The sequence below is a fragment of the Bradyrhizobium sp. genome (assembly GCF_049798375.1).
In the GTDB taxonomy this organism is placed as follows: domain Bacteria; phylum Pseudomonadota; class Alphaproteobacteria; order Rhizobiales; family Xanthobacteraceae; genus Bradyrhizobium.
This window is the reverse complement of sequence record NZ_JBARGP010000547.1, coordinates 1-5,443: the sequence shown is the minus strand read 5'-3', so window position 1 is coordinate 5,443 and position 5,443 is coordinate 1. Positions and strand designations below refer to the sequence as shown.

Sequence of the window (5,443 nt, the reverse complement as noted above, 5' to 3'; positions counted from 1 at the left end):
GACGCGCTGAAGGCACTCGCGGCCGACGGCATCAAGGTGATCATGCTGACCGGCGATAACCGCACCACCGCCAATGCGGTGGCGCGCCGGATCGGCATCACCGATATCGAGGCCGAGGTGCTGCCCGATCAGAAGAGCGCAGTGGTGGCGCGCCTGCGCGCTGCGGGCAAGATCGTTGCGATGGCCGGCGACGGCGTCAACGACGCGCCGGCGCTGGCGGCGGCCGATGTCGGCATCGCCATGGGCACCGGCACCGACGTCGCAATGGAGAGCGCCGGCATCACCTTGCTCAAGGGCGACCTCGGCGGCATCGCACGCGCGCGCAAATTGTCGGCGGCGACGATGCGCAACATCCGGCAGAACCTGTTCTTCGCCTTCATCTACAACGCGGCCGGTATTCCCATCGCGGCCGGCATCCTCTATCCGACGTTCGGCATCCTGCTGTCGCCGATCATCGCAGCAGCCGCGATGTCGCTGTCGTCGGTCAGCGTGGTCGGCAATGCGCTGCGGCTTCGGGTGGCGAAGCTCTGAGCCGCTACTTTTACCGCAGGCCACGGCCTTGTCGAACGCCGCCGGTATCTCTACCTCCCGTGAGAACTTTCAGAGAGGTCTTTCCGGATGATCGATGCCGCCATCAAGGCGCTGTCGCAGATGCTGTCGCCGCCGCTGCGCTCGATGCTGTGGCGATCGATCGGTCTCGCGCTGGTCCTGATCACCGCGCTCGCGATCGGCTTGCAGCGGCTGTTGAGCTGGCTTGCCACATCTGGCGAAGGCTGGGCCGAGACAGTGCTCGGTCCGAGCTTCCACACCCCGCTCGAGATCCTGACCTGGATCATCTCGATCGCAGCCGGTCTTGGCGTCGTGTTCGGCGGCGTCATGCTGATGCCGGCAATCAGCTCGCTGGTGGCGAGCCTGTTCGTCGACGACGTCGCCGATCATGTCGAGCGCGAATATTATCCGACCGAGCGCCCCGGTGTCGCCCTGCCCTTCGGCGTCGCGATGCGCGAGGGATTGAAGGCCGCGGGCCTCACCATCCTGGTCTATCTGATCGCCCTGCCCTTCGTATTCCTCGCCGGCGCCGGCTTCCTGATCTTCTTCTTAGCCACGGCATGGCTGCTTGGCCGCGAATATTTCGAGCTGGCCGCGATGCGCTTCCGCTCGCCGGCGGAAGCCAAGGCGATGCGCCGCGACAATGCTGCGACCGTGTTCACCGCAGGCCTCGTCATCGCGGCCTTCGTTTCGATTCCGATCGTCAATCTGGCGACGCCGATGTTCGGCATGGCCTTCATGGTCCACATGCACAAGCGGATGTCCGGATCACGGCCCCACTTGATCGAGCCGCTGCGGAACAGGGCGGGCAGCTTCTAACGTGATGAGTTGCGGCAGGTCTTGCTTTACCGCGGCGCGGGTGAGCAGCATCAGAAGCATCCCGATCACCGCGAAGCCGGCGAGCAGCGCCCAGGCTTCGTTGACGCACAACGCGAGCGACGCCTTCTCGACCAGCGGCTGCACATAGGCGATCGCAGCCGCATCCGGCGGGCCCGGCGGCTGGCTGAGCAACAGCTGCGGATCCAGCCCGATCGCCTGCGCCGCGCTGACGTCGTGCGCCAGCAGGCGAAGTCGGAAATCATCCGCGTAGGCTTCGACACGACCGTAGAGGATGGTATCGATCAGCGCGATGCCGATCGCGCCGCCGAGATTGCGCATCAAATTGAACAGGCCGCTGGCATCCGCAATCTCCGATTCGGGCAGATCGCCGAGCGCGATCCGCATCGGCGGCAGCAGGCAGAACATGATAGCGATGCCGCGCACCATTTGCGGAGCGAACATCTCGGCAAAATCGGCGGTGCGCGGTTGAAACGCGCTCATGCCAAGCCCGGCCGCGAACAGGCCGAAGCCGATCGCGGTCATGACGCGGGCATCGACGCGGCTCTCCAGCAAGCTCACGCAGGGCGCGGCGATGAGCTGCGCCACGCCAGTCACCAGCATGATGGTGCCGATCTCGTAGGCGCTGTGATGACGGACGAAGGCGAGGAACACCGGCATCAGATAGACCGAGCCGAACAGGCAGACGCCAAGACAGAAGCTGAAGCCGCAGCCGGCCGCGAACGAGCGTCGCCGCAGACTATCAAGCCGCAGCACCGGATGCGGAGAGAGCAGGGAACGCTGGACCAGCAGCGTGAGGCAGGAGGCGCTCAGCACGAGCAGGCCGATGCAGTTCGCCGCCAGCCAGCCGCGCTGTGGCGCTTCCTTCAGGCCGACCTCGAGGCTTGCGAGCGCGACAGCGAGCAGCGCCAGTGCGCGCCAATCAAGCTTAGAAAACTCGGCGAGATCCATGCGCTGACGTGGCAGCAGGGCAGGGGCCGCACCGGCCGCGATCAGTCCCGGTATGACGTTGATGAGAAACAGCCAGGGCCACGACCAGGTATCGGTGATGTAGCCACCGACGATAGGGCCGATGGTCGGCGCCAGCACCGCAACAACGCCGCCGATCGTGGTGGCTGCCGCATGCAGCCGCTGCGGAAACAGCAGAAACACCGCAGAAAACACCGCCGGAATCAACACGCCGCCGGCAAAGCCTTGCACGACGCGAAATACCAGCAGCACGGCAAAGCCGCCGCTGATCGCGCAGCCGATCGAGGCCGCCGTGAACACGCCGACAGCGATGACGAACAGCCAGCGCAGGCTGAGCACGCGCGTCAACAGGCCCGTCAGCGGAATGGCAATCACTTCGGCGATCAGATAGGCGGTCTGGATCCAGCTCATCGCCTCCGGCGAGATGTCGAGCGCCTCGCGGATGGTCGGCAGCGAGGTTGCGACCACCTGGATATCCAGGATCGCCATGAACATGCCGACGCACATCAGCAGGAAGCCGAGCCAGGTGGCGGCCATGGTCCGCGCGCACGGCTCGGAAGCACTGCTCATCCCAGCCCGCCGCTCGCGGCAAGCGCATGTGACTCGGCACGAATGCGAACGGCGAGGACCGCGGCATTCAGCGCCGAGAAGACGAGCGCGATCCACGGCAAATGCAGAGCGAGCGGCAGCAGCGCGACTTCGGCGGCAACGACTATATAGTTCGGATGCGCGACATAGCGGTAAGGACCGTTCGCCACCAACGGCGCACCCGGCAGCACGATGATACGCGTGGTCCAGCGCAGACCGAGTGTCGCCAGCACCCAGCCGCGCAGGCCTTGCAGGCCGATGAAGGCGACCAGCGGAATCGGATCGACCGGCTGGTCATAGCCATAGACCCACAACGCAATCAGCCACGCGGCGTGCATCGCGACCAGCAGCGGATAGTGCGCTGCGCCGACTTCGACGGCGCCGCGTGCCAGCAGAAGCTGCGTATTGTGACGGGCCAGTACCAGTTCGCCCAGGCGCTGCAGGGTGACAAGCGCAAGGATGATCGCAGCGGCGCTCATGCGGCGTGCCGGAGCGAAACGCAGCTCGCCGTAAAGCCCGGGCCGAGCGCAGTCAGCAGCGAGCGCGCCGGCAGGCCGGCGCGACGTGCCCGCTCCAGCACGAACAGCACTGTCGGCGCCGACATGTTGCCGTAGTCGGCGATGACGTCACGCTCATGGTCGAGCGTGCCTTGATCGAGCGAGAGCGCGCGTTCCAGCGCCGATATCACTTTGGAGCCGCCGGGATGGCAGACGAAGCGGTCGACCTCGCTCCTCGTGAGCTCCATGCGCGCGAGAATCTCCGCCACCGCCGGGCCCATATGCTCGGTGACGAAATCCGGGATCGTGCGCTGGAAGATCACGCCAAAGCCTTCGGGATCGACGCTCCAGCCCATCACGTCGAGCGTATCGGGCCACAGCTTTTCGCCGGTCGCCTCGATCTGCGTCGCGCCGCCATCGCCGGCGCGCAGCACGGCCGCGGCCGCACCGTCACCGAACAGGCTGATGGCAACGATGTTCGCCTTGGTCAATTCATCGTGCCGAACCGCGAGCGTGCAGAGCTCGAAGGTCACGAGCAGCACGTTGCTGCCGGGACGGGCCTGCGCCAGCCTTGAGGCGATCGACAGGCCGGAGACGCCGCCGGCGCAGCCGAGTCCGAACACGGGCACGCGCGAGATATCACCGCGAAAGCCCATCTGCTTGGCGACGCGCGCCTCGAGTGTCGGCGTCGCGATGCCGGTGGAGCTGACGGTTACGACAGTGTCGATATCTGATGCGGCCAGATCGGCCTGCTCCAGCGCGTTGCGCGCGACGTCGACAAACAGCGCTTCGGCGCCGTCGAGATACGCTTTCGTGCGCTCCGGCCAGCCGCGGCGTTCGAGATACCATTCCATCGGCATCACGCCGTAGCGATGACGAATGCCGGTGTTGGCGAACAGGCTCGCCAGCGTATCGAACTGCGGATAGCGCGGCGCCAGCACCTCGCGCGCGGCTTCGAGCACGCGGGCCTGATGGAATTGATGCGGCGGAATGGCGGTTGCCAGCGACAACAGCGCGGCGGCGTGGTGCATGCGGCTGATCCTTGACTGACCCTATGAAACCGCCCGCGACCGCGGATATTTCACGCGCCATGTCCGCCAGCCGGTGACTCGGTGTCACTATATGTTGAATGGGGGCGACGATGTGGCCCGGCCGTGGTGAGACCAAGCCGGGCTTCACGCAAACATGATGCCCGCACCGATCAGCGCGGGTACCTCAGACCGTCTTTTCGGGCCAGCGGCAGAGATCGTTGATCAGGCAGAGCTCGCAGCGCGGCTTGCGCGCGAGGCAGGTATAGCGGCCGTGCAGGATCAGCCAATGGTGGGCATGCAGCATGAACTCGGCGGGGATCACCTTCTCCAGCCCCAGCTCGACTTCGAGCGGCGTCTTGCCCGGCGCGAGGCCAGTGCGGTTGCCGACCCGAAACACATGGGTGTCGACCGCCATCGTGTGCTCGCCGAACGCCATGTTGAGCACGACATTCGCCGTCTTGCGGCCGGCGCCCGGCAGCGATTCGATCTCGGCACGGGTGCGCGGCACTTCGCCGCCGAACTCATTGATCAGCTTTTGCGAGAGCGCGATCACGTTCTTGGCCTTGGTGCGATAGAGGCCGATGGTCCGGATGTAGTCGCGTAGTTTGTCCTCGCCGAGCGCGACCATCTTGTGCGGCGTGTCGGCGACTTGAAACAGCGGCCGCGTCGCCTTGTTGACGCCCGCATCGGTCGCCTGCGCCGACAGCACTACCGCGACCAGCAGCGTGAAGGGATTGAGATGCTCCAGCTCGCCCTTCGGCTCCGGATTGGCCTTGGCGAAACGGGTGAAGGCTTCGCGAACCTCGGCGGGCGTCCATGGCTTCGACGCCTTGATGGATGTCTTCGCCGGGCGGGCAGGGGCTTTGGCCTTTGCCGGAGCCTTGACTGGTTTCTTGGACACCTTCTTGGGAGCCGTGCGAACCGGGACCGGCTTGGCGCGTTTGGATCGGATGATTTTGGCCATGTTGGCGG

At 65.7% G+C, this 5,443-nt stretch carries 6 protein-coding genes; 2 read left to right on the top strand and 4 right to left on the bottom strand.

Annotated features, from left to right (window positions below; translation table 11 throughout):
* Positions 1-531, top strand: a 531-nt coding sequence (locus WA702_RS21920; protein ID WP_425112644.1) for an HAD-IC family P-type ATPase, incomplete at its 5' end; no start/stop codon positions are given.
* An 87-nt stretch (positions 532-618) separates the two neighbouring features.
* Complete coding sequence (locus tag WA702_RS21915) at positions 619-1,368, top strand: sulfate transporter family protein (RefSeq protein WP_425112643.1); 750 nt, start codon at positions 619-621, stop codon at positions 1,366-1,368.
* Here the strand turns inward: WA702_RS21915 and WA702_RS21910 are convergent.
* From WA702_RS21910 to nth, 4 genes are all read right to left on the bottom strand, one after another.
* Positions 1,318-2,925, bottom strand: coding sequence for a DHA2 family efflux MFS transporter permease subunit (locus WA702_RS21910; protein WP_425112642.1), 1,608 nt, complete (start codon positions 2,923-2,925; stop codon positions 1,318-1,320). The genes WA702_RS21915 and WA702_RS21910 overlap by 51 nt on opposite strands.
* Entirely contained in the window at positions 2,922-3,422 is a 501-nt protein-coding gene (locus tag WA702_RS21905) for an isoprenylcysteine carboxyl methyltransferase family protein (RefSeq protein ID WP_425112641.1), read from the bottom strand. Before WA702_RS21905 ends, WA702_RS21910 begins: the two co-directional genes overlap by 4 nt.
* Positions 3,419-4,471, bottom strand: a complete 1,053-nt coding sequence (locus tag WA702_RS21900; protein ID WP_425112640.1) for a type III polyketide synthase — start codon at positions 4,469-4,471, stop codon at positions 3,419-3,421. The genes WA702_RS21905 and WA702_RS21900 overlap by 4 nt, the downstream gene beginning before the upstream one ends.
* Positions 4,472-4,655: 184 nt before the next feature.
* Positions 4,656-5,435 carry an endonuclease III gene (gene nth / locus WA702_RS21895; RefSeq protein ID WP_425112645.1) on the bottom strand — a complete coding sequence of 260 codons (780 nt, stop codon included), beginning with the start codon at positions 5,433-5,435 and terminating at the stop codon, positions 4,656-4,658.
* Between the last annotated feature and the right edge of the window lie 8 nt (positions 5,436-5,443).

What these genes read in the sequence shown, in the direction of transcription:
- WA702_RS21915 (WP_425112643.1), top strand. Translation starts at nt 619, where the DNA reads ATGATCGATGCCGCCATCAAGGCGCTGTCGCAGATGCTGTCGCCGCCG.
- WA702_RS21910 (WP_425112642.1), bottom strand. Translation starts at nt 2,925, where the DNA reads ATGAGCAGTGCTTCCGAGCCGTGCGCGCGGACCATGGCCGCCACCTGG.
- WA702_RS21905 (WP_425112641.1), bottom strand. Translation starts at nt 3,422, where the DNA reads ATGAGCGCCGCTGCGATCATCCTTGCGCTTGTCACCCTGCAGCGCCTG.
- WA702_RS21900 (WP_425112640.1), bottom strand. Translation starts at nt 4,471, where the DNA reads ATGCACCACGCCGCCGCGCTGTTGTCGCTGGCAACCGCCATTCCGCCG.
- nth (WP_425112645.1), bottom strand. Translation starts at nt 5,435, where the DNA reads ATGGCCAAAATCATCCGATCCAAACGCGCCAAGCCGGTCCCGGTTCGC.